Raw genomic sequence first — 22,880 nt, 5'->3', positions numbered from 1 at the left:
CGCCGGGCATATATCCCCTCTCGAGTTGTTTTGAGGGATCTGACCGGGCTGACCTATAATTATTTTCATTTGATTGCCGAAAACGGCAAAGCCTTCGGTATTATCCTTCAGTAACCTTATTGCAGTGCTTCGCGGAGAACATTCTTTACTTCTTCGTCCTGCTCGGAAGAAAGCGCAGCCTCCAGCGCACGGTGTCCCCGTTCTCCCCCTATCGCGGAGAGGGCCCGTGCGGTCATCATCCGCACCACACGGTTTTCATCGGCAAGGAGAATGATTAACGGTTCGATGGCGCGGGAGTCCCCGAGCATCATAAGCCCCTTTGCCGCCATGTAACGGACATGGTCGCGTTTGTCGTTTAACCCCCGGATAAGGGGCATAAGGACCTCTTCGTCGGCAAGTTTTCCGAGGGCCTCGGCAGCACGGTACCGTGCCTCCCATTTGGGATCTTTTGCCAGGGCATCGGTCAGGGGAGTGATCGCGGATCTCCCGGAGTCCACGAGCGAGAGCATGGCCTGCTCCCGCACGGTTTTTTCCGGATCGGCAAGCGCTTCGACCAGGGGCCGCAGGGCCAGGGGATCGCCGGATTTTCCGAGGAGATAGACGGCATATCTCCGGATAGCCGGATCTGCGTCTGAATGGAACGTCTGTACCAGCATATCGGTACCCTGGCGATCCAGGGTCTCTGCACCCTTCGGGGGGATAGGTTTGCCTTCAGCCATGGTATTCTCTTCTTAACCTATGTTCTGGCGTCGGACATATAAACTCCGCTGAACCGGTCATGGTCTCGCCGGCCAGGGACACTGCCCGTTAGGGAGGATGCGGACAATCCCGCCTGCCCCGCGATGATGGCTCTACCATGATTTAGGGGGACCGGGGATCTAAAAAAAGGCAAAATAAAAAAAGTACCGGGGGATTCCCCGGTATCTCGTGCGATTAACGAGGGGTCTATTTTGCAGTTGTTTTTGCTGCGGTCACGTTTGCCGTAGCGCTTGTCGTTGTTTTTACCGTAGTGTTCGTGGCAGCCGCAACCGTCGTTGTTACGGCGGCACTGTTGCCCCCGCTGACCACCGGCTGCTGTGCAACGCCGGTAACGGTATCCACGGAGAGGGTTACCTGGCCGTTTGCCGCAGTGGAGGTCCCGGTTGTCAGTGCTTTGCCGTTCTTGTAGATCGTGACGGTAAGTCCGTGGCTGGAGCCGTCCTGTTTCCCGAACGATGCAGAGACCGGTCCGGTTGCATTCACCACTTCCATGATGCGTTCGCCGGAGTTCGTGGCCTTGAACGTCTCGTTTGCCGTTCCATAGGTACCCTTCCATCCGCCGATATAGTTTACATAGACAAATACGCCGCTCTGGGGGACTGAAACCGGTGTCAGCGTTGCAGCAACGACACCGGCCGCAGATCCTGCTGATGACGTGGTTTTTGCGGTAACGGTTGCCGTTGCTGCGGCGCCGCTGGATCCGCTACTCGTCGATCCATGGAAGAGGCCGGTGAGCAGTCCCGTCTTTGGTAGGACAACTACTGCCCCGACGACAACGACAAGGAGCACGATAACAACGCCGGCAATAAGAAGGATCTTCTTCTTATTGGACGGCTTTTTGGGAGCGGGCGGTTTTGCGGACGTCTGGACAAGCGGAGTCGGCGGCAGGTCTTTTGGGGAGAAGAGTTTGGGCATAAACCGTCTCTTCTCCTTCTTTGCCGGTGCCGGGGCAGCATGCGCCGCCGGCGTGGCCGGGGGAGCAGCAACCGGCGTCGGGGCGGTGTATGGCCGGGCGGGCGGTGCCTGCGGAGGGGTGCGGAGGGGATCCCGCGGTGCCGAGACGGTCGATCTCTCCATCAGCGGTTCAACGGACTGCATCTCCCGCTCGACCGGACGCGCTTTCTGTACTGCCGCAGGTGCCGGGGCCGCGGCAGGTGCGGTTTCCCCGGGCCTCATGATACGTGTCCCGCACTTGTTGCAGAAGGCCGAATTCTCCGGTACCTTCGTGCCGCATTTGGTACAATAGGTTCCAAGGATAGTCTCCTGGGGAGCAGGTGCGGGTTCGGGAGCGGGCATGGCCGTCGGGGGTTCGGCACGGGGCTGTGCGGGGGCGGGGTAGCCGGAAGGGGCGTACGCGCCCGGGGCCCCGTACTGCGGGGGAATGCTCCTGACCGGTGCCGGTTGCGCCACCGGTTCAAACGACGGCCCTCCGAGGTGCGCCTCGATCTGGCGGACCCATTCGTCGCGTTCCTTTGCCCGGTTCCCTCCCCCTTCACGGGAGAAGGTGAGCACCATCTGCCGGGCCCCGCCGGTCCTTGTGATCACGCCGAGGGCGATCACCTGGTCCCGGATAGCATTCTCCCCGGGTTCTACGGACTGGATGGTGGAAAGCGGGATCTCCTTTGGGGGGAGGACCCCCTTGATCCGGTCCACCAGGATGATGCGCCGGGTGGTCAGGATCCCCTCAAAGGAGATCGATTTTACATGGACTCCCTGAGTCCGGATAAGTATCTGCTCGTCGCCTTGTAACGCTGGATCGTCCATACTTATGACTTCCTTTTTCCTCGTATCGGGTTAAGCGCGGGAAATCTGCCGTGATAGATATTTGCACCAGTAAGAAGATTACCTTTGTGGCATTGTTTTACCGTGTCACCGCCATGGATTCCGAAAGTGCGCCGTGGCGATCGAGCACGTCTTTGAGTGTCTTTGAAGCAAGCAGTTCCCTCATAATCGTAGACGAGAGGGCAACCCCGCACTCTTTTGCCAGCGGATCGTCCGAAGAACACGTGGACAGTTCGCCGGATAACGCCCAGTCGAAGATCTCCTTTATGATATGGTTCTGGATAAATGTCAGTTCGGTCATCATCTGCGGCCCGGGCAGGCGTGCAGCGGCAAACGTAAGCCGGATCACATCTTCAAGGGGGTGGGTGTCCCCTTCAACAAAAAGCCTGAGAATACATGCAACCTCGAACTTCTCGTTCTCCACTTTTTTGATTGCAGAATGTTCGATACTCAGCTTCTGTACTCTTCCTACGGGGATCAGGTGAATATGGTGATCCACGTCAAGCATTGCGATACTGCCGGCCGGCATGTAACAGACCTTCTTTAGGAGGAGATGGAGCTGTCTCGGTTAAAGTGTTTCTGCACGGATCCCGCTGACATAACCGGCCCGGATGTTTTTTTAATCTCCCTGCCCGTGCGAGAAACAATTTACCGTACTACTTATCAACCGTAGGATATGCATACCGGAGCAGGTCTTCTCTGTGTGGTCCTTGCGGCAGCCCTTGCCAGTGCAGGATGTCTCTCGGCCATCTTTCCCGATCCGGTCGCCCCGACGCCGGAGATCACCGCCGCACCTTCCCCGGTGCCCACAACAAACAGCCCTGTTGCGACCGTAAGGGCCTCTGATATGGCCCTCGAACCCGCCGATATGCCGGCAGACTATATCCTCAAGGAACGCTCCGACCTTACCTACCGCGAGACAGAACAGGTACTGCGCGACCTGGGATGGCGGGACGGGTACCAGGTCACCTATTACCGGATGAACAAGGCAAAGGACGACCTGACCGGGTTCCGGCAGGTGATTGGCATTTATGCCCGGGAAAACATGAACCTGGTGTATAACGTAAAAAAGGATGCCGTCGTCGCGGGAACCGGTTCCGGGGAGACGATCTACGAGCTCCCCTGCCCGAATCTGGGCGAGCACACCTATGCCTTCCGGAAACCCACGGCCGATCCGTTCTCCTCGACGTATACGATCATCTTTACCAAAAAGAACGTGTACGAGGAACTGACCATGGGGGGAACGACTACGGATTACGAGACTCTCAAGGCACTTGCCCGGTCCGCGGCGGATAAGATCCATTAACCGACGCTTTTTTTACCCCTGATAGAAAACCGGATACATAAAAGGGAACGGCGTTTGCCGGTTTACCGTTACACCCGGCGTTCGCTTATAGTATCCCGCAGAGGATCAGATGGTGTTTACCTGCCGGCAGTGCGGAACATGCTGCATGCATCTTGGGGATTATATCGTCATCGAGCGCCAGACCGGGCCTTTTACGTTTGCCTGCGAATCCGTCTCGACCGGGACGCCGTTTACCGCGTGCATCGATGAGGACAAGCGTGAGATCTTCTCGGATCACACGTTTCCCGACGCGCACCCGCATGCCTGCCGGTTCCTCCGTCCCGATGGCAGCCTTTTGAGGTGCACCATCCACCGCGACAGTCCTGCCCAGTGCAAGTTCTACCGGTGCGTGGTCATGCGGATCGCCGATACGAAAGGGAATCCCCGGGGAACGGTCACCGGGACCCTGAACCTGCACTCGGACGACGCAGACCTCAAGGCACTCTGGGAGGCTGCGGAAAAAGAGATCCCCGAATCGTGCCCGGATGCAGAGGAGCGCCGTGCGGAGTACCTGGAAAGGCACGGGTACCGGGTCACCTGAAAACCAGGATGTCCTGCAGGAGAACCCGGCGCACGGTCAGGTATCTATAAAAAAAGAGAACCGCTATTACTGGAACGTAAGAAAGTTCCGGGCTCTTCCTCTGCGCTACAATCCGTTGCTGGGGCCGTGCCCGAGGGGTCCGTAACCTACTGGCATGATAGAACAGGAACAACCAGGGGTCTCTGCGGAGGAGTGCTGCAGGAAAGGCCAAATCGACAGCAGGGAGGGACGGCACGAGGACGCACTCGCGTCGTATGCCCAAGCCCTTGCCATAAACCCCCGTTCCGCATCTGCCCTGACGGGAATGGGATTTGCGCTCGGGAAACTGGGAAGGTACGAGGAGGAGATAGCCTGCTGCGACAAGGCCCTCGAACTCGATCCCGCATGTACCGGGGCCTGGACCACGAAGGGATTTGCCCTGGGAAAACTCAAGCGGTTCGAGGAGAAGATTGCATGCTGCGACCGGGCGCTGGCCCTCGATCCGGAAGATGCTGCTGCCTGGAACAGCAGGGGCGTGGCTCTGGGGATGCTGGGGAGATATGCAGAAGAGGTGGAGTGCTGCGAGCGTGCCCTTTCCCTGCGGGGAAAGTACCTGTCGGCATGGGTGAACAAGGGGTACGCTCTCGGGAAACTTAAGCGGTACGAGGAAGAGGTGGCCTGTTATGACCGGGCACTAAAGATCTTCCCGTTTTACCTCTCCGCCCACCTCAACAAAGGAATTGCACGGATCAACCAGAAACGGTACGAGGATGCGCTCATCCCGCTGGACCATGCGCTTTCTCTCCAGCCGCAAAACCCCCGGGTACTCTACCGCAAGGGGCTCGCGCTCTCCCTGCTTGGCAGGCACGACGAAGCGATCGCATGCCTCACGGAATCCCTGGGCACTGATCCGGTAAACGCCGATGCCTGGGTTGCCTTGAGCAACTCCTGTTTTGCACTGCGAAAGTTCCGCGAATCGGGGAAGGCCTTTGACCAGGCCTATTATATCGATATAAAGGACGTGCGGGCCGGCGTTGCGAGGGGTTTTGCCCAGTTAAAGGAGGGGCGGTTTGAGGATGCCCATCGCACGTTTGCAGAAGTGCTGGATATCCTGAGCAGGTAGGCAGGCAGCCCTAAAAAACCCCTGAGGTATTTATGGCCCGGCACGAATACGGATCATATGGATGTTGAGGAATACGCCCGCGTGCATCTCGCAGCCGGCGAAGATGAAAATACCGTCATACAAAACCTTGCCGGGCGGATAACCGAGATAAAACATTCCCGGGCCGGATACACACAAGCCTTTGCCCGGGCGGTCGTCACAGAGGTTAAGAACACGCAGGGACTCTCCGGCGACTTTTTTAGTTTCGCGCCGGCAGGAGTAAAGATGGGGGAGTTCGGGGTCGGTTCCCGGGGCAAAGGCGACTTTTTTGCGCACCGCCAGATCGCCCGGATTATCGGGAAAACCTCTGCATCGGTGGGCGTGGACGAGATGGACGATGCCGGGGCGGTAAAGGCCGGCGGGGAGTATATCGTCTGTACTGTCGACGGGATGCACTCCCGGCTTTCCGATTACCCGTTCCTTGCCGGGTTCCATGTGACCCGGGCAACGCTCCGCGACCTCTACGTGATGGGCGCAAAGCCGGTGATGCTCTTCTCCGATATCCACGTTGCCGACGACGGGGACGTGGCAAAGATCTTCGATTACACCGCGGGTATCACGGCCGTCGGGGAGGCAATGGACGTGCCGCTCGTGACCGGTTCGACCCTCCGCATCGGCGGCGACATGGTGCTTGGCAGCCGGCTCACCGGCTGCGTGGGCTGCGTGGGCGTGGCCCGGCACCTGACCGCGAGAAAGTCCACGCAGGCAGGCGATGCGATCCTGATGACCGAAGGCGCGGGCGGCGGGACGATTGCAACTGCTGCCATCTACTCCGGGTTCCCCGAGGTCGTGGAAGAGACAATCAACCTCAACTTCCTCACTACCTGCGAGGCGTTGATAAAAAGCCCGGTCTTTGATAAGATCCATGCGATGACCGATGTGACCAATGGCGGCCTGCGAGGCGACATCTTCGAGATGACCGAGACCGCACAGTGCCGGATGGTGGTAAAAGAAGAGGACGCAAAGGCGCTCGTTAACCCCCGGGTGCAGAAGATGCTCGATGCCCTGGAGATCGACTTCCTCGGCGTCTCGCTCGATGCACTCCTCATTGTCGCACCAAAAGCCGATGCACCGGAGATTATCCGGACGATAAATGCTACCGGGGTCGGCTGCCGCGAGATCGGGTACGTGGAGAAAGGAAAACCGGAATCGGTTCTCATATCCGGCGGGAAAGAGACCGACTTCCAGCCACGGTTCCGGGAATCGGCATATACTCCGGTAAAAAAGGTGGTCGATACCGATGTGCCGGCCTTTGAGGAGATGCAAAAAGGCGTCCTGAAGGCATCGGAGGCGGCTATCGAAAAGAAGAAACGGGTGCTTGCGAAGCTGAAGAGAAAAGAGCGGGCAGCCTGACTCGTACAGGCATACTACCAGAAAAAGTGACTACAATTCCCTTATCCTCACTCCCCCTAGCGAGACGGGTGTAGCGGTGCCACCCGTTGAGCGCGAGGGGGGCGGGGGGCGCGTGCTCGCTTTCGTTGTCAGATAGAGCGGGATATCACATCAGGCTGTACTCTTTTTTTTAATCAATCTGCTCTGTAAATATCCTTAACTCCTCAAATTTTATTGTGAGGGAACCACGGGTGCTCGCCGCCTCGTCGGGGCTCGCCCCGTGAAGCAAGGCCATGCACGAGAAGCAACATGAAAAATTTTCATTTGGTAAGGGGAGGTCAAGGGGGTTTCATCCCCCTCTGGGGGTGAGAGAGGGTCATCCCCTCAAATGCCGTTTGGTGAAGAGAAAATGATTTCTACAGAGTAAAATAATCAAATCTCTTCTACCAGGATCCGGTAAAAATTCTCTGCCGCGTTCCGCTCGATCCACGGGCGGTGGCCGCATCTGGGGAGCAGGACAAACCGGAAATCCTTTACGTTCTTTTCAAGGGGAACCTCGACACCCTCTGCCGGGTGGGGATCGTAATCCCCGTGGATTGCCAGCACCGGGCAGGCAATCTTCTGGCCCATGGCAAGCAGGATCTTTGCCCTCCGGAGCTCGCAGGCCTCGTCCCAGACGCCTTTAAAGACATCGTACTGGCAGTAAAACGACGGGTTGTCCGCGGCGGCAAACGCATCGCAGGTATCCGCATGGGAGAGCAGGCCGCCCAGCCGGGCAAGCAGGAGATCCCGGTCGGTCGGATCGTTCGCATTCCCCGGGTTTTCCAGGGACTTCATCAGGTCCTGCGCCTGCCGGCACTCTTCCGGTTTGAGCCGGTCGAGCCGGGTCTTCGTGATCGCCTGTGCGTACTGGTCCTCGAATGGCGGGCACCCCACAAGGATCAGTTTTTTCACGAGCGCGGGGTACCGTGCAGCTACCATCCAGGAAAGAAACGCCCCCCAGGAAAATCCCACCAGCGTGACCGGGGGCATGCCGTCCTTTTCCAGCACCTGCATGAGTTCGCGGACCTGTCCGTCGAGAGTAGTTGCGGTCTGGAGCGGTTCGAGGATCCCTTTCACCGAAGAGAGTTCGCGGGCAACAGCGGCCATCTCGCCCGGGGCTCCCGGGCCTCCGTGGACAACCGCGACAGGGTACGGCCCTGCCCCCCATTTCCGCACCGGACTCATAGTTATATCCGTGTACGGCGTCTCGGTATAAATCATTCCCGGTCGGGGAGCAGAAGGGCAGGTAAAAACCGTTTACCGGGTTTTATTTTTCGTTTCTCATAAGCGCGAGCAGGCCGGCAAGGATATCTTTCGGTGCCGGGGGATTGCCCGGGATCTTAAGGTCGACCGGCAGCACCTTGTCCACTCCTCCGATAACCGCATAGGTCCCCTTGTAGATCCCGCCGTCGCAGGCATCGTCGCCCACGGCCACGACAAATTTCGGGGAGGGCATGGCATCGTAGGTCTTTTTGACCGCGATCTCCATGTTGTGCGTGACCGCTCCCGTCACAAGGAGGAGATCTGCGTGCCGGGGGGAGGCAACGAACGTGATACCGAAACGCTCGACATCGTAGATGGCATTGGAGAGGTTGTTTACCTCGATCTCGGCGGCATTGTCGCTGCCGGCATCGAGTTCCCGGATCGCAAGGCTCTTCCCGAACCGGGCGTCTATCTCCCGTTTTATCTCGGCGCCCAGACGTTCGATCTCTTCGCTCCGGACCGGGTGCTCTTCGGTCACCTTTCGTTTAACCAGACAGGAAAATGCATTGACCATGATCCACCCTCACATATCTGTCCCGGCATAGGACAGGTTCATGCTCTTGTTGATCACCGGGAAATCGGCAAGGATGTTCCCCGGCACCGCGTGTTCGATGGCCAGCCAGTTGCAGTACGATGCCGTCCTGACCTTGTACCGGTCGATCTTCCCGTCCTTTATTTTGACCCAGCAGAGGTTCTGGCCCCGGGCCGATTCGACAAGCGCCAGTGCATACCCGTCGCGGACCGGTTCCGTGCTCAGGACGGCTCCTTCAGGAATTGCTGCAATGAGCCGTTCGATGAGGTCGAGCGAATCGAGGAACTCCTGGGCCTTTACCGTGAACCGGGCCAGCACGTCGCCGTCGTCAAGGGGGGTGTGGGAAGGGACGAACCGGTCATACACCCCGTACGGGTGGTCGAGACGGACATCTATCCGACCTCCCGATGCCCGGGCAACCGGCCCGGTAATGTTTAAGGGGCGGAGGAGTTCGCGCTTCACGACCCCCGTAGTCGAGAACCGGTCGATCACCGATGGCGTGGAAAGGACGATCGAGAGCCCGACCCGGAAGCGTTTTTTGAGCTGCCCGACAAACTCTGCGAGATCTGCCAGCCGGTCTTTCGGGATATCCCGGGTTACGCCCCCGATGCAGGTCATGCCCCGGAGGAACCGGGAGCCGGTCAGTTCCGCGTTCTTTCTGAAGACCTCTTCGCGGAGTACCGAGAACTGGCTCGCGCCAAGGGCAAAGGCAACATCGGTGAGCATTCCAGCCTGGTCGCCGAGATGCGAGCAGCACCGTTCCAGTTCGGCAAGGATGGTCCGGATGAACCATGCCCGGTCGGGCACCGTGATTCCCGAAATGCGTTCGACCGCCATGCAGAACGCCACTGCGTTTGCCACCGATTCGTCGCCGCTTACGGCTTCGGCCACCTTTACGCAGTCCCCGGGGAGTTTTCCTTCGGCAAGCTTCTCGATCCCCCGGTGGGTATAGAACATCCGGATCTCGAGGTTGAAGACCGTCTCGCCGATCACGCTGAACCGGAAGTGCCCGGGCTCGATGATCCCGGCATGGACCGGGCCTACGGCAACCTGGTACACCCCTTCCCCGGTCATGGCCCGGAACTGGTATTCTTCGGCAGCCGGGACATCGTCATTGGTTGCCACGGGCGCGTTCGCGAACTCTTTTTTGAGCGGGTGGAAATCCTTCTGATAGGGCTCGTGGAGGAGGAGCCGCCGGGTATCGAAGGCGCCTGCAAATTCGATCCCAAACCCGTCCCGGCACTCCCGCTCGGGCCATGATGCCGAGGGAAAGATCGTGGCTATCGAGGTTGCCCTGCCGTCCGCGACTGCCCGGACAAGGACGAGGATGCCCTCTTTGCGCTCAAAAACGTACAGGAGGGAAAACCTGCTCTCCTGCGCGAACCCTTCCGTGCCAAAGAGGCTGATGAGGACAAACTTCCGTGCGGCAAGCTCGCGGATCGCCCGGTCAAACCCGCTCTCTTCCACCGGTACGTACCATTCGCCGCCCGGCCCCCGGGCTGCCCTGCCAGGAGCCTCATCGCCGAGGATCTCCCGGATAGCCCGGGATGCAGTGTCTTCATGGGAGGACGGGGTCATGCAAACATCAGCTCCGTTACAATCTGGTTCAGGTACGCGGTGCCTCCCATCGGGAAGAGAAATGCGAGCAGCAGGATTACGGCAAGCAGGATCGCGATGGGGGCCTTCATGGAAAGCGGCGTATGGTATTGTTCGAGGTCCATGGGTTCACCCTCGGGAGTGACCCGGGAGAACGACCGGATCACGAAGTACCCGAGCGCCGCCGCGGCCACAAAGAGCAGGGCAAGGACAGGCACGAGCACCCACAGCGAGAGTGCCCCGAGCGAGACGAGGATGAAGAACTTGGAGAAGAAGACCGCAAACGGCGGCATGCCGATGATAGCGAGACCCCCGAGGATGATCCCCCATGCGGCAAACGGCTGGAACCGGAACACGTCCCGGATCTCGTCGGGCGCATCTGCGGATAAGTGGCTCCTGTACTGCCGGTGCAGGATGCCGGCCGAGAAGAAGAGCGAGGCTTTCGTGAACGCATGGGCCATCACGTGGAAGAGCACCCAGAAGATCGCAAGCGGCGTTGCCACCGCAATCCCGACGAGCAGGATGCCCATGTTCTCGATGCTCGAGAACGCGATCAGTTTTTTTAAGTTCTTCTCGGGGAGCATCGAGATCGCTGCGATACCAATCGTGCAGACCCCAAAGAAGAGGACGAGCATTGCCGCGGTTGTGGTGGCCGGAGTCCGGTGCACGATGGCAAAGACCCGGATGATCCCGTAGATGCCCACGTTCAGGAGCACGCCCGAGAGGACTGCGCTCACCGCAGAGGGGGCCTTTGCATGTGCTTCGGGGAGCCACGTATGGAACGGGAATATCCCCGATTTAGCGGCAAACCCGACAAAGACGAGAGCAAAGGCAGCGATCACCATGCCCGGCGGGAACAGGGGAGCCTGCCGGATAAGCTCCGTCCAGTTGAGGGTGCCGGTGCCGGTTGCCGAACGGGCGATCTCGAAGAGGAAGATGAGCCCGGCAAAGGCGATCAGCATCGAGACCGAGGCAACGAAGATGTACTTGAGCGCGGCGTCGATGTTTTCCTTTGCCGAGAGGATGGCGACCAGCATTGCAGAGATGATCGTGGTCATCTCGGCAAAGATCCAGAAAAGCGCGAGGTTGTCGGCATAGAACGCAAGGACGATGACCAGTTCGAGCAGGCACCATGCCCCGTAAAAGAGCTTCAGGCTCCCGGCTTCGAGCTCGTGGCTTATGATCAGGTTCTCCACATAGCCCCGGGCATAGACGGCGGCCAAAAGGAAGATGGCAGCAGCCACGGCAACCTCGAAAAGGCCGAGGTGGTCGATAAAGAAGTAGCCGTTCCCGATAAGGAACGTGTCAACCGGCACCTGCACGCAGAGGAGGATGTATCCCGTGATCGCCGCAAAGGCCGCGGCAAGGCCGATGGCTGCCGCGTTCATCTGCCGGTGGGTGTGCGAGAGCGCGATGCCGGCGATGGCGAGTGCGGTGCAGAGCACGTAGGCAAGCAGGATCATGGCGATTCCTCCTGCTCTTCCCAGAGGTAGAACCGGTGGAGCCGGTTGTGGTACTCCTCAAGCGTGGAATCGATCCCGATCGTCAGGATAGTCGTTAAGATCACGAGGATGATGAGGTCGATCACGATCAAAAACTCGATGATGAACGGGAGCTCGGTGGCAAAGAGACCAAAGAGCAGGACCCCGTTCTCCATCGAGAGGTAGCCGAGGACTTTTGTTACCGCCTTTTTCCGGGAGAATGTGACCATCATGCCCATGAGGACAAGGGAGAGCCCGATTACCGCCCCAAAGAAAAAGAGGCTCCCCTTCGCCGGGGTCCCGGCAAGGACGTTCGAGAGCGCGATATAGATGGCGAGCATGAGCGCGATCGAGATTAGGAGCGAACTTGTCGGGCTTAAGAAATGGAACTCGATATCCCGCTTTATCCGGATCTTCTCCTGTACGGCCGCGATGAAGTACGGGATAACGATCACTTTTGTAACAAGGGTCACGATCGCAATCCCGGCAAGGACGAGTGCCCCCTCGTACCAGAAGAGGGCGGTTGCTATCGCAACGAGCACCAGCGACTGGAGCGCGTAGACCCGTACGAGCGAGATGAGGTTCTTTGTCGTGATGATGTACGCGGCCGTGATGAGCACGCAGACAAAGAGGATCTTGATAACACCGTCAAAGAATGCGGGATCGGTCATGCGAACACCTCGATGATGATAATTAAGGTCGAGAAGAAGAACGCCATCATGAAGAGGCCCGGGAGCCGGAAGAACCGCATCTTTGCCATCGAGGACTCAAAAAGCCCGATGATAAGTGCGAGGATGCTCCCCTTTACGATAAAGAAAATGGCTGCGGCAAGAATGGCTGCGGCGGACAGCGTTGTCGCAATCCCCCATGGCACGATGAGGTTGATGAGGAGCGCCATAAGGAGCGTCTGCTTGATGGCTGCAGAGAGCTCCATGAGCGCAAGGTTCTTCCCGGACTGTTCGAGGATCATGCCTTCGTGGATCATGGTCAGTTCGAGATGGGTCTCCGGGTTGTCGACCGGGATCCTGGATGTCTCGACAATGAGAATAATAAAGAGCGATATGGCAAGGAGGATCAGGATCGGGGTCTTGAGGGTCCCTGCGGAGACCGCGGCCCCCACCATGTCGAAGATGTTCAGGGTCTTAAAGACAAAGGCGAGTGCGGCAAAGACGATGATCGTGGTTGGCTCTATCACCGCCGATACGCTCATCTCCCGGGAGCTGCCCATACCTCCAAAGGCGCTCCCGGCATCGAGACCCAGAAGTGCCATGAAGAACCGGGCCACCACGAGCAGGTACAGGAACAGGATGATGTTCCCAATCCCGCCGTACGGTTCCGTGACATAGACCAGCGGGACAAAGAGCGAGGCAGTGAGGATTGCCGCCATGCAGGCAAACGGCGCCACCCGCGAGACCCACGAGGCCTGGGACGAGTAGATTGTCTCTTTTTTCAGGAGCTTTGCGAGCGTGTAATAGGTCTGGAAGACCGGCGGCCCCTGCCTTCCTTGAGTCCATGCCTTGACTTTTTTTACCAGGCTCACGAAGAGCGGGGAGATGAGGACGACAACCGCCGTATTGAGGATGCAGCAGAGGACAAAGTCGGGGATCATGCCGCTACCCCCAGGAAGACGATGACCCCTATTACCGCAATAAAGACATAGAGCAGGTAGGTGTCGAGGCAGCCGTTCTGCATCCGTGCGACAACCGATGCACCCTTCATTGCAGCCCGTCCCAGGGGCCGGTAGAGGTACTCCTCGAAGAACGCCACGAGCCGGATCTCTGCCGTTCCCCCGGCAAAGAGGCAGTCGGATGTATCGGAGTACGTTTTTGTACTGGACTTTTTGGTGCGGTAGACCGAGGCGAAGATGGTGACGATCGGCTCGGAGAAGCCGTGGCCGGTGTATTCCGTGATTGCGGGCTGCGATTTTGTCCCGCACCCCCAGGTCTCGCTTACCCGTGTCTCACGGGATGCGGTGAAGTACAGGACAAGGTACGTGAGCCCTGCCATGAACAGGAGCAGGAGGCTCACGAGGAGCAGGTCCGGGAAGGGGATGACGTAACCGGCGGCAATGAAGATCTGGCAGGCAAAGACCCCGAGGATGATACATGCCGCGGCAAGGACCGCCGGGCCGGCAAGCATCGGGAGGGATACTTCGTGTGCGTCCCGTGCCGCATCCGAGCGCGGCTGGGCCAGGAATACCGAGGAGAACGCCTTGACAAAGCAGGCCGCCGAGAGGGCGCTTGTCAGCGCAAAGAGGGCCAGGCAGATAAAAAGGAGGATTTTTAAGAGCGGGTCGACGACCGCGACCGACTGGAAGAACGCAATATAGAGCAAAAGTTCGCTGGCAAACCCGTTTAACGGCGGAAGGGCGGCTATTGCAATGGCTCCGGTGAAAAAGAGCACTGAAGTGGAGGGCATCTTCTTTGCAAGGCCGCCCATCTTCTCGATGTCCCGGGTGCCGGTGGCATGCACCACCGAACCGGCCGTCAAAAAGAGGAGCGCCTTGAAGAGCGCGTGGTTGAGAGAGTGGAAGAGCGCGGCAAGCAGGCTGATGGTCGCAAGGAGCGCAAGGCCCTCGCAGGAGAAGATCACGTAGAGGCCGATGCCGGTAAAGATGATCCCGATGTTCTCGATACTCGAATAGGCAAGGAGCCCCTTGATGTCATGGTCCTTGAAGGCATAGATCACGCCGAGCACCGCAGAAGCGATCCCAAAGACCAGGATGAGCACGCCCCACCAGAGATCGGGAGAAAATATGTCAAGAAGGAACCGGAGGAGCCCGTACACTGCCACCTTGAGCATCACCGCGGACATGAGGGCCGAGACCGGCGATGGGCTTGCCGGGTGGGCAAAGAAGAGCCACTTGTGGAACGGGATGATCCCGGCTTTTATGGCAAAGCCAAAGAAGAGGGCCAAAAAAGCGGCCGTGGCAAGCGGTGCTGTTTCTGGGGTAATGTGCAGCGGGGCCATGGCAAAGGAGCCGGTGAGCACAAAGAGCGCGATAATCCCGAGCATCACAAAGAGCGTAGAGAGCTGGGTCATCACGAAATAGTAGATCCCGGCCTTGGTGGTCCCGGCATCCTTATACTCGTACATCACGAGGACAAAGGAGACCGCGGCCATGAGCTCCCAGAAGAACAGGAAGGAGAATGTGGTGTGCGAAGCAACCACGAGAGTCATGGCGAGCACAAAGAGGCCCATGCCCCCGCAGAGGAGGTTTCTCCGGTTCCCGCCCTCCATGTGTTCCACGTATCCTGTTGCATAAACCGCCGTGCATGCGGCAACCGTGCCGATCAGGAGGAGGAAGAATGCCGCGAGACGGTCGATGAAAAACGAGATCTCTATGCCCGGGAATGCCTGCCACACAGTTACGGCAAGCATTGTCCCGGTAAGGAGGAGGGTAAGGCCGAGGATAGCAAGAAGTGCCGAGGCTGCGGCAGTGCAGGCAAGGGAGAGGACCCGGATATCGCGCCGGTCCTTACCGGCTCCGATGAGGGGCACGGCTGTTCCGAGAACGAAAAGCACGAGGATGAGGAAGAAGAGCAGTTCGATCATTGCCTAGATCCCTGCCTGCTGATGGCCGGTGGTAGAGAATGAACCGGCTGCACCCGGTGTAGTGCCCGAAAAAACAATCCTGTTTCTGCAGTACGGAACCATTGCACACACCCCGTTTAGTTGTCCTTTTTCCCGTTGTCTGCAGACGGGTCGCGTCTCATCGGGCAGACCCCTGCTCCCTGTAGGCTGCCCCTGATAAATCCGGACCGGTCCCGGATAGTCTCTGGCAGTCCGGGCTCCGGGATTGCGTAAAAGCCCATGCTCCGGTAGAACTCTTCGAGTTCGACCCGGGAATGGAGGTACAGGATCTCGTTTTTACCGCATTCCTCGATCAGCTGCTTCATGATGGACCGGGCAAATCCCTTGAGCCGGTACTCCTCGAGCACGTACACGCCGTCCACTTCGAGGCAGTCCGGGTGGCGCGAGCAGCGGGCGACCCCGACAAGCTGGGTCCCGGCAAAAGCCGCAAAGAGCCGGTCGGTTGCGGCATCGGCCTTCTGCCGGTGGTAATGGATCCAGAGCTCGTCTTCGGCCCTGACGAGTTCGTGGGGCGAGAGCTCCCGGACCGTGACCGGTCCTGCAGCCGGGAGAGCGGCAGCACGGACCGGGGTAAAGAGATGCCGCTGGATACTGGAGATGAACCGGGGCCGGAAGGTAACCAGTCCCCCGCTCTCCTCCCCGGCCAGGGCGTAGAGTGTGAGTAGGGTCGTGTCTTCGCCGGATTCGGGTGAATGGTGTCCTGGGATCGATGCTGACGTACTATACTGCTCCCTGTAGTAAGTGATTAAACCTCGTAATCGTCCCGGAACCCGGTGTCCCGGCAGGTGGCGAGGTTGTTTTGAGTCCTCCATTATTTTTCCTGATCCAGCATATAGGTTGAGGTGATTTTTTAGTAACAGGGACCCTGTTTTTCGCAATTGCCGGGCAAAAATAACGAAAAGTTGCCCCCATCGCGGGTTCCGCATCCGGCTGCCATCCCGGAATTATGATGTTTTGTTCATGCCGGTGCGGACCCGGCCGTTCCCGTAGCAGCAGAAGTGCGGACCGTACCGGCAGAATCTGCCCGGCATATCCCCGGTTTTTACCGCAGGATCCCGGTCAGGACAGGGCAAAATTTATGACCCCCGGGGAGGCAGTCACTCTGCGGACAGGGAGACAAAGACGCCGCATATCATGTGCATGGGAGAGTATCCATGATCGACAACCTGCTCCTGGGAAACGACAAGTTCCGCGAATCCGACTTTACGCAAAATATCGATCACTACCGGGATCTTGTCGAGGCACAGCACCCGAAGGTGCTCTGGCTGGGGTGCTCCGACTCCCGGGTGAACCCTGAACGGATCACCGAGGCCCGCGCCGGCGAGATCTTTGTCCAGCGGAATATCGGGAACATTGTGCCCGACCATGACTGGAACTTTGCAACGGTGCTCGAATTTGCCATCGTACACCTCCGGGTCGAGGACATTGTTATCTGCGGGCACTCGGACTGCGGGGCAATTAAGGCCATGGACATGCAGACCACGGATGCGTATATCCCGCTCTGGCTCAGCAATGCCCGGGTGGCAAAGGAGCGTGTGGATGCAAAAATGCCAACGCCAAAAACTCCTGACGAGATCAAGGCCCGGTTTACGGCGATCGAGCAGGAGAATGTGAAACTCCAGCTCGAACACCTGCTGACCTATCCTCTGGTGAAAAATGCGGTTGCTGAAGGGAAGATCCAGGTTCACGGGCTTTATTACGATCTCGAGACCGGGGTATTAAACCGGATCTGCTAAAAAAGACGGTGCCTTTAGAGGCACTGTTCTATCTCGTTTTTTATCCGGTCAAGGGCGATCCTGCCGATCCGGGTGAGTTTGCCGTTCACGATGACCATCGGGATGGGCGGGTAGTCTTTTTCAAGGATTGCCCGGATATGGGCCGGGACTTCGTCGTCGATGAGGGTGAGCCGGAGCGCAACCTTGTCGCCATAGGTCTGCTGCAGCACGTCTTTGAGGGCATCGAAGGCTTTTGTGAGCTTTCCCGACGGGTGGCATTCAGAGAGGCCGCAGGTGCGGTCGGCATCGCAGGGGAACGGCGAGCAGGACGAGTATTTCAGGCCGACAATTTCGACAATAACCGGATCGCTCATGCATAACAGGTTAGCGGAAACGGTATTTTTAGTATTTGGATGGGGGCCATGTCTTTGGAAGGAAGATACGAAAGGGGGATGGGGGGATCGGTACAGTATTGGCAAATCCCTGTGATTCAATGATCGGATAAAAAAATCTCCCCTGACTGGTCGGTTCAGGAGAACCGATAAAAAAAAATTATTCGTCGCACTTGAACTCGATATCGTCTCCCATGTGCTCAGATCCCCAGTCGCAGAGATCGTCGAGGATCGGGATGAGGGATGCCCCCGTTTCCGTAAGCGAGTACTCCACTTTTGGCGGGACCTGTGCGTATACCTTCCGGATGACAAGCCCGGAGGTCTCCAGTTCTCTGAGTTCTTTTGTCAGCATCCTTGGTGTGATCCTCGGCTGCACCTTCTCTACGATCTGGCTGAACCGGAGCGTTCCTTCCTTAAGCTGGTAGATCACCAGGGGCTTCCACTTGCCCCCGATCACATCCAGGGTCGCCTCGATTGGCCAGCTGTACTTGTATTTCTTCGGTGTTTTTTTCATTAGTATCAAACCTGTAAGTATGTCACATCTTTGTTTGTACGCACTATAAATGTCATATGATTTTTATATATAGTATACTCGATCCGGGAACGTTGACGCCGGACAGCCAGGTGAATAAATCATGCTCTACAGGAAAATGCCAAAGACCGGGGACGAACTTTCCGTTCTCGGGTTCGGGTGTATGCGCCTCCCTGAAAAAGGGGACGGCTCGATCGATGAAGACCGGGCCATCAGGCAGGTACGGTACGCCATTGATCACGGGGTCAACTATGTGGACACGGCATGGCCCTACCACATGGGGCAGAGCGAGCCGCTTGTCGGCAGGGCCCTTCTTGGCGGCTACCGCGAAAGAGTGAAACTTGCCACAAAGCTCCCCTCATGGCTGATAAAAAAACGGGAGGACATGGACACGTACCTCGACGCGCAGCTGGCAAAACTCCAGACTGACCATATCGATTATTACCTTGTCCACGCCCTTGTCGGCGACCTCTGGGACAATGTCGAAAGGCTGGGGGTTAAGGAGTTCCTTGCCCGGGCAAAGGCCGATGGCCGGATCAGGAATGCCGGCTTCTCCTTCCACGGCGCGAGCGAGGATTTTGCCCGGATCGTGGATGCATATCCATGGGACTTCTGCCAGATCCAGTATAACTTCCTCGATGAGAAGAACCAGGCTGGTAAAAAGGGCCTCGAATATGCCGCTTCAAAGGGCCTTGGCGTTGTCATTATGGAGCCCCTCCGGGGCGGTAACCTGACAAAGACCGTGCCCCCGACGATACAGGAGATCTGGAACGAGGCGCCAAAAAAGAGGACGCCCGCGGAATGGGCGCTGCGCTGGATCTGGAACCATCCCGGGGTTACGGTTGTCCTGTCAGGGATGAACGACGAGTCCCACATCAAAGAGAATCTCGCAATCGCAGATACGGCAACTCCCGGTTCGCTGACCGGGAACGAGCTGGCTCTTGTACAACGCGTGGAGAAGAAGTACCGGGAACTCTTAAAAGTGGGCTGTACCGGCTGCCAGTACTGCATGCCATGCCCGCAGGGAGTCAATATCCCGCTCTGCTTTGAAGAGTACAACAACCTGTACCTGACCGGGAATACCGATGGGGAAAAATTCATGTATGCTGCACGGCTCGGTGGTGCGGTTGGGCTCGGGAAGTCTGAGTATGCGTCATTGTGCGTGCAGTGCGGGGAGTGCGCTGAGAAATGTCCCCAGCACCTGGAGATCCCGGCGTTTCTTGAATCCGTTGTAGAGGAGCTGGAAGGCCCTGGTTTCGATGAGCGTGTTGCAACGGCCCGGCAGGTTTTCAAGCAGATATGAGTCCGGAAACAAAAGACCCGGGCAGCACAGTCATGTCAGCGGCAACCTGTGCCCATGATCATGCACATCCTACAGCCGTACTCGTGATCATCCTCGCCAGTTACCTGATGATCGTTCTTGACATTGCTGTTGCCATTACTGCGCTCCCTGAGATCCACACCGGCCTTGGCTTCTCGGACACCGGGCTCTCCTGGGTGCAGAACGCCTATACGCTTGCTTTCGGAGGCCTGCTCCTTCTCGGTGCCCGGTCCGGCGACATTCTCGGCAGGCGACGGATGTTTGTTCTCGGTGTCGGGGTCTTCACGGTTGCATCGCTTGCTGTCGGCCTGGCACCTTCTGCCGTATGGCTGGTTGGTGCCCGGGCATTGCAGGGCGTCGGCGCCGCGATCCTCGCACCTTCGACCCTTGCCCTCCTCACGTCCTACTTTCCCGAAGGACGGGAAAGGACACGGGCGGTCGCCTACTATGGCGCCGTGGCCGGTGTCGGGGCCAGCCTCGGCCTCGTGCTCGGCGGTGTCCTCACTACGTATATTTCCTGGCGCTTCGCGTTCTTCATCAATGTCCCCATCGGGATTGCCATGATGCTTGCTGCACAGCATTACCTCGCCGAAAGCGACCGGCGCCCGGGCCGGTTCGACCTTGCCGGTGCCATCAGCTCGACCGTGGGCATGACTGCACTTGTGTACGGCATCGTCAATTCCGCAACGGCCGGCTGGGGTGACTCTGTCACGATCATGGCGCTCTTGGCAGGTATCTTACTGCTCGTATTCTTTGTCCTGAATGAGTCGCGGACAGAACAGCCGATCATGCCGCTGCGCCTGTTCGCAAGCCGTGAGCGGTCCGGGGCTTATGCAGCCCGCATCCTCTTCCTCGGCGCCATGCTGGGCTTCTGGTTTTTCATCACCCAGTTTCTCCAGGTTGTGGACGGTTTCAGCCCGCTCGAAGCCGGCCTCGCCTTCTTCCCGATGACGGTGGCAAACTTTGTTGTAGCGGTCATTGTCCCGCAGCTGACACGGAAGTATGGCAACGGACCCCTGCTCGCCGGGGGTCTTCTCGTGACACTGATCGGCATGTTCTGGCTGAGCCGGCTCTCTGCCGATACCGCTTATGTGACCGGCATCGCACTCCCGATGATCCTCATCGGCGCCGGTCAAGGTGCCACGCTTGGCCCGCTCACCGCCTCCGGTATCGCCGGTGTCACCAAGGAAGATGCCGGCGCTGCCTCCGGGCTTGTGAACGTTGCCCACCAGCTCGGCGGTTCGCTTGGCCTTGGCATCCTCGTCACGGTATTTGCCGCTGCCGGCACGGTCGCGATGGCACCCGCAGAGCTCCTCGCGGTCCGGGTCGGGGCCTCGCTCACAGCCGGGACGGTGATGCTCGGGCTCGCGTTTGTCATCGTCATCGTATGGATCGTACGGCCGGGAATTGTACAAAAAGGCCCGGCCCTGCCGGAGATCGCCAAAAATCAGGAGGGTGAATGATGAAAGTATTACTGGTAAACGGCAGCCCCCACAAGAAGGGCTGCACATGGACAGCCCTTACGGAAGTTGCAAAGACTCTCAACGAAGAGGGGATCGAAACGGAAATTTTCTGGATTGGCATAAAACCACTTGCCGGCTGCACTGCCTGCAAGTCGTGTGCCAAGACCGGGCGCTGTATGTTTGACGATACGGTGAACGAATTCCTTGATGTCGCAAAAGGCGCGGACGGCTTTGTCTTCGGATCGCCGGTACACTATGCCGCTGCATCCGGTGCTTTGACATCATTTATGGATCGTGCGTTCTATACGGACATGCAGGCCGGCAGGCAGACATTTTACTTAAAACCGGCAGCGGCAGTTGTCTCCGCCCGGAGAGCGGGAACTACGGCCACCTTTGACCAGATCAACAAATATTTCACGATCTCGGAGATGCCCGTGATCTCGTCCCGGTACTGGAATATGGTCCACGGGGCCGGGCCGGAAGACATAAAAAAGGATGATGAAGGCCTGCAGACCATGCGGGTTCTTGCACGGAACATGGCGTTTTTCCTCAAATGCAAGGAAGCCGGCCTTCATGCGGGTGTGCAGCTCCCGGAGCGGGAAAAACCGGTTTTCACGAACTTTATCCGGGAATGATCCCGTATCACAGGGACCCCGGAGATTCATCGTTACGAGGGATATCAGATGGTTAAAGCAAAAGGTATGACAGAACAGGTAATCTTCCCGAAAGGGGAAAAGATCGCAAATGAGCATTTCAGCGGGACCGCATGGCTGGAGGTTCTGGTCCCCGAGGACAGTACCTTCTACTGCCCCGTGTTCAATGTAACGTTTGAACCGGGCGCACGGAACAACTGGCACAAACACCCCGGCGGCCAGGTCCTGCTTGTGACCGGCGGCAGGGGATATTACCAGGAAGCAAAAAAGAAGGCGCAGGTGATCCGGAAAGGAGATGTCATCAGGATCCCGCCGGATGTGAAACACTGGCATGGTGCTGCACCGGACAGCGGGCTTACCCATATCGCAATCAGCACGAACGTACAGAAGGGCGACGCCGAATGGCTGGAGCCGGTAACGGATGAAGAATACACCAGGTTATCCTGACGATGGGGAGAAAAACGATGAGTAAAAACGTACTGATTATTTCTGCGAGCCCGAGAAAGCACGGAAATTCCGATCTCTTATGCGACCGGTTTTTAAAAGGAGCAAGAGATGCCGGAAACGAGGCAGAGAAGATTTTTTTGAGGGACAAAAAGATCAACTTCTGCCTCGCCTGCGACGGTTGTAAAAGGAACGGGGGAAAATGTGTCCAGAAGGATGACATGGCCGAAATCCTGGAAAAGTTCCTTGCAGCCGATGTGATTGTCATGGCAACGCCGGTGTATTTCTACACCATGGATGCGCAGATGAAGACGCTGATCGACAGGACCTATGCAAAGTTTTCCGAGATCAGCAACAAGGACATGTATTTCATTGTCACGGCAGCAGACACGAATAGGGAATCGCTGGAGAGGACCATCGAGGGGTTCAGAGGCTTTACTTCCTGTTATTCCGGCCTCTCGGAAAAGGGGATCATCTACGGGACCGGTGCATGGAACATCGGGGACATCAAGGGCAGCAAAGCCATGGATGAGGCCTACGAGATGGGAAAGGGTGTCTGATGCCCGGACATCCAATGCAGAAGTTTAGCAGATGCACCATTTTATTGTAAAACGCGGGCCCGGAGGGGACGCCTCTTTCACATCAGGGAGGTAGGGGGTACCCCCCAGTCCGGCCGGCACATGGGGGGAGGGTACCCCCCACGTGGAAAAAAAGAAGGTGGGGGGGTGGGGGCCACCCCCCTCCCCCCGTGTCCGCAAAACCGCGGGTATTTTTCCAGAACACAAACCTTCGTTTCGCATGGAACCACGACTGAAAAAACAGATCTGGTGAGGTCATCATTTTTGGTGAGGGGGGTTATTTCGGGCCGGAGGGGGGAGGGGGGTGATCCCCTGTTGGGCCGGCACATGGGGGGGAGGGTACCCCCCACGTAGAAAAAAAAGAGGTGGGGGGG

The 22,880-nt window shown here is 58.0% G+C and carries 23 protein-coding genes; 10 read left to right on the top strand and 13 right to left on the bottom strand.

What is annotated here, in order from left to right; translation table 11 throughout:
- Positions 1 to 116 precede the first annotated feature (116 nt).
- From BP758_RS07380 to BP758_RS07370, 3 genes are all read right to left on the bottom strand, one after another.
- On the bottom strand, positions 117 to 719 hold the full coding sequence (locus tag BP758_RS07380; RefSeq protein ID WP_292370227.1) for a HEAT repeat domain-containing protein: 603 nt from the start codon (positions 717 to 719) through the stop codon (positions 117 to 119).
- Positions 720 to 945: 226 nt separating this feature from the next.
- The gene (locus BP758_RS07375) at positions 946 to 2,523 is read right to left on the bottom strand and encodes a zinc ribbon domain-containing protein (protein WP_292370226.1); all 1,578 of its coding nucleotides are present in this window, start codon (positions 2,521 to 2,523) and stop codon (positions 946 to 948) included.
- A 97-nt stretch (positions 2,524 to 2,620) separates the two neighbouring features.
- Complete coding sequence (locus tag BP758_RS07370) at positions 2,621 to 3,070, bottom strand: hypothetical protein (protein WP_292370225.1); 450 nt, start codon at positions 3,068 to 3,070, stop codon at positions 2,621 to 2,623.
- Positions 3,071 to 3,217: 147 nt separating this feature from the next.
- Between BP758_RS07370 and BP758_RS07365 the strand changes: the two genes are divergently transcribed.
- From BP758_RS07365 to BP758_RS07350, 4 genes are all read left to right on the top strand, one after another.
- The gene (locus BP758_RS07365) at positions 3,218 to 3,847 is read left to right on the top strand and encodes a hypothetical protein (protein WP_292370224.1); all 630 of its coding nucleotides are present in this window, start codon (positions 3,218 to 3,220) and stop codon (positions 3,845 to 3,847) included.
- Between the two features lie 145 nt (positions 3,848 to 3,992).
- Entirely contained in the window at positions 3,993 to 4,427 is a 435-nt protein-coding gene (locus BP758_RS07360; protein ID WP_292370223.1) for a hypothetical protein, read from the top strand.
- A 154-nt stretch (positions 4,428 to 4,581) separates the two neighbouring features.
- Positions 4,582 to 5,529 carry a tetratricopeptide repeat protein gene (locus tag BP758_RS07355; RefSeq protein ID WP_292370222.1) on the top strand — a complete coding sequence of 316 codons (948 nt, stop codon included), beginning with the start codon at positions 4,582 to 4,584 and terminating at the stop codon, positions 5,527 to 5,529.
- Positions 5,530 to 5,586: 57 nt separating this feature from the next.
- Positions 5,587 to 6,921 (top strand): AIR synthase-related protein, encoded by a 1,335-nt coding sequence (locus BP758_RS07350; protein ID WP_292370221.1) that lies wholly within the window; start codon positions 5,587 to 5,589, stop codon positions 6,919 to 6,921.
- Positions 6,922 to 7,332: 411 nt separating this feature from the next.
- On the opposite strand, the gene BP758_RS07345 is transcribed toward BP758_RS07350, so the two are convergent.
- The 8 genes from BP758_RS07345 to BP758_RS07310 all read right to left on the bottom strand — a co-directional run bounded on the left by BP758_RS07345 (position 7,333) and on the right by BP758_RS07310 (position 16,220).
- Complete coding sequence (locus tag BP758_RS07345) at positions 7,333 to 8,127, bottom strand: alpha/beta fold hydrolase (RefSeq protein ID WP_292370220.1); 795 nt, start codon at positions 8,125 to 8,127, stop codon at positions 7,333 to 7,335.
- 82 nt (positions 8,128 to 8,209) lie between these two features.
- Positions 8,210 to 8,719 carry an NADH-quinone oxidoreductase subunit B family protein gene (locus tag BP758_RS07340; protein ID WP_292370219.1) on the bottom strand — a complete coding sequence of 170 codons (510 nt, stop codon included), beginning with the start codon at positions 8,717 to 8,719 and terminating at the stop codon, positions 8,210 to 8,212.
- Between the two features lie 9 nt (positions 8,720 to 8,728).
- On the bottom strand, positions 8,729 to 10,315 hold the full coding sequence (locus BP758_RS07335; RefSeq protein ID WP_292370218.1) for an NADH-quinone oxidoreductase subunit C: 1,587 nt from the start codon (positions 10,313 to 10,315) through the stop codon (positions 8,729 to 8,731).
- Positions 10,312 to 11,796 (bottom strand): proton-conducting transporter membrane subunit, encoded by a 1,485-nt coding sequence (locus BP758_RS07330; RefSeq protein ID WP_292370217.1) that lies wholly within the window; start codon positions 11,794 to 11,796, stop codon positions 10,312 to 10,314. The genes BP758_RS07335 and BP758_RS07330 overlap by 4 nt, the downstream gene beginning before the upstream one ends.
- Positions 11,793 to 12,485: a hydrogenase subunit gene (locus BP758_RS07325; protein ID WP_292370216.1), complete on the bottom strand. Its 693-nt coding sequence runs from the start codon at positions 12,483 to 12,485 to the stop codon at positions 11,793 to 11,795. Before BP758_RS07325 ends, BP758_RS07330 begins: the two co-directional genes overlap by 4 nt.
- The gene (locus BP758_RS07320; RefSeq protein ID WP_292370215.1) at positions 12,482 to 13,423 is read right to left on the bottom strand and encodes a respiratory chain complex I subunit 1 family protein; all 942 of its coding nucleotides are present in this window, start codon (positions 13,421 to 13,423) and stop codon (positions 12,482 to 12,484) included. Before BP758_RS07320 ends, BP758_RS07325 begins: the two co-directional genes overlap by 4 nt.
- Positions 13,420 to 15,369 carry a proton-conducting transporter membrane subunit gene (locus BP758_RS07315; protein ID WP_292370214.1) on the bottom strand — a complete coding sequence of 650 codons (1,950 nt, stop codon included), beginning with the start codon at positions 15,367 to 15,369 and terminating at the stop codon, positions 13,420 to 13,422. The genes BP758_RS07320 and BP758_RS07315 overlap by 4 nt, the downstream gene beginning before the upstream one ends.
- Positions 15,370 to 15,485: 116 nt before the next feature.
- Positions 15,486 to 16,220, bottom strand: a complete 735-nt coding sequence (locus BP758_RS07310; RefSeq protein ID WP_292370213.1) for a GNAT family N-acetyltransferase — start codon at positions 16,218 to 16,220, stop codon at positions 15,486 to 15,488.
- A 342-nt stretch (positions 16,221 to 16,562) separates the two neighbouring features.
- On the opposite strand from BP758_RS07310, the gene BP758_RS07305 reads away from it, so the two are divergent.
- Positions 16,563 to 17,144 (top strand): carbonic anhydrase, encoded by a 582-nt coding sequence (locus tag BP758_RS07305; protein WP_292370212.1) that lies wholly within the window; start codon positions 16,563 to 16,565, stop codon positions 17,142 to 17,144.
- A gap of 14 nt (positions 17,145 to 17,158) precedes the next feature.
- Here BP758_RS07305 and BP758_RS07300 read toward each other — a convergent pair whose 3' ends face one another.
- Both BP758_RS07300 and BP758_RS07295 read right to left on the bottom strand, forming a co-directional pair.
- Entirely contained in the window at positions 17,159 to 17,497 is a 339-nt protein-coding gene (locus BP758_RS07300; protein ID WP_292370211.1) for a hypothetical protein, read from the bottom strand.
- 178 nt (positions 17,498 to 17,675) lie between these two features.
- Positions 17,676 to 18,029 carry a winged helix-turn-helix transcriptional regulator gene (locus BP758_RS07295; protein WP_292370210.1) on the bottom strand — a complete coding sequence of 118 codons (354 nt, stop codon included), beginning with the start codon at positions 18,027 to 18,029 and terminating at the stop codon, positions 17,676 to 17,678.
- A 121-nt stretch (positions 18,030 to 18,150) separates the two neighbouring features.
- On the opposite strand from BP758_RS07295, the gene BP758_RS07290 reads away from it, so the two are divergent.
- From BP758_RS07290 to BP758_RS07270, 5 genes are all read left to right on the top strand, one after another.
- Positions 18,151 to 19,350: an aldo/keto reductase gene (locus BP758_RS07290; RefSeq protein ID WP_292370209.1), complete on the top strand. Its 1,200-nt coding sequence runs from the start codon at positions 18,151 to 18,153 to the stop codon at positions 19,348 to 19,350.
- Complete coding sequence (locus BP758_RS07285) at positions 19,347 to 20,831, top strand: MFS transporter (protein WP_292370208.1); 1,485 nt, start codon at positions 19,347 to 19,349, stop codon at positions 20,829 to 20,831. The genes BP758_RS07290 and BP758_RS07285 overlap by 4 nt, the downstream gene beginning before the upstream one ends.
- Positions 20,828 to 21,466 carry a flavodoxin family protein gene (locus tag BP758_RS07280; protein WP_292370207.1) on the top strand — a complete coding sequence of 213 codons (639 nt, stop codon included), beginning with the start codon at positions 20,828 to 20,830 and terminating at the stop codon, positions 21,464 to 21,466. Before BP758_RS07285 ends, BP758_RS07280 begins: the two co-directional genes overlap by 4 nt.
- A gap of 66 nt (positions 21,467 to 21,532) precedes the next feature.
- The gene (locus BP758_RS07275) at positions 21,533 to 21,931 is read left to right on the top strand and encodes a (R)-mandelonitrile lyase (protein WP_292370206.1); all 399 of its coding nucleotides are present in this window, start codon (positions 21,533 to 21,535) and stop codon (positions 21,929 to 21,931) included.
- A 17-nt stretch (positions 21,932 to 21,948) separates the two neighbouring features.
- A complete protein-coding gene (locus BP758_RS07270) occupies positions 21,949 to 22,488 on the top strand; it encodes a flavodoxin family protein (protein WP_292370205.1) in 540 nt (179 codons plus the stop codon).
- Positions 22,489 to 22,880: the final 392 nt, after the last annotated feature.

Source organism: Methanoregula sp. UBA64 (genome assembly GCF_002502735.1).
GTDB lineage: Archaea > Halobacteriota > Methanomicrobia > Methanomicrobiales > Methanospirillaceae > Methanoregula.
This window is presented reverse-complemented; position numbering and strand designations above follow the sequence as displayed.